A 701-nucleotide genomic window follows, 5' to 3' on the forward strand; every position below is an offset into this window, starting at 1 on the left:
TGGAGATTTCACGGCCGACGCGACAAACCGCCTACGAGCTCTTTACGCCCAATAAATCCGGACAACGCTCGCACCCTACGTATTACCGCGGCTGCTGGCACGTAGTTAGCCGGTGCTTCTTATCCAGGTACCGTCACTTGCGCTTCGTCCCTGGCGAAAGAGGTTTACAACCCGAAGGCCGTCATCCCTCACGCGGCGTCGCTGCATCAGGCTTGCGCCCATTGTGCAATATTCCCCACTGCTGCCTCCCGTAGGAGTCTGGGCCGTGTCTCAGTCCCAGTGTGGCCGGTCACCCTCTCAGGCCGGCTACCCGTCGTCGCCTTGGTAGGCCACTACCCCACCAACAAGCTGATAGGCCGCGGGTTCATCCTGCACCGCCAGAACTTTCAACAACCCCCCATGCGAGAGATTGTGATATCCGGTATTAGACCCCGTTTCCAAGGCTTATCCCAGAGTGCAGGGCAGATTACCCACGTGTTACTCACCCGTTCGCCACTAATCCACCCGAAGGCTTCATCGTTCGACTTGCATGTGTTAAGCACGCCGCCAGCGTTCGTCCTGAGCCAGGATCAAACTCTCCAACAATGAACAGTTTAATCGAGGCAAATTTTCTTGCTCTCAAAGGAACCTCATCCGAGGTTCAATACATAAGCTCTACTGGCTTAGTTCACTAGCACACTGTTGAGTTCTCAAGCAACACA

At 55.3% G+C, this 701-nt stretch carries 1 other annotated feature.

Going from position 1 to position 701, the window contains the following annotated elements:
• Positions 1 to 59: 59 nt before the first annotated feature.
• Positions 60 to 577: a sequence feature (16S ribosomal RNA rRNA prediction is too short), on the minus strand.
• Positions 578 to 701 lie beyond the last annotated feature (124 nt).

Source organism: Amycolatopsis mediterranei (genome assembly GCF_026017845.1).
Taxonomy (GTDB): Bacteria; Actinomycetota; Actinomycetes; order Mycobacteriales; family Pseudonocardiaceae; genus Amycolatopsis; species Amycolatopsis mediterranei.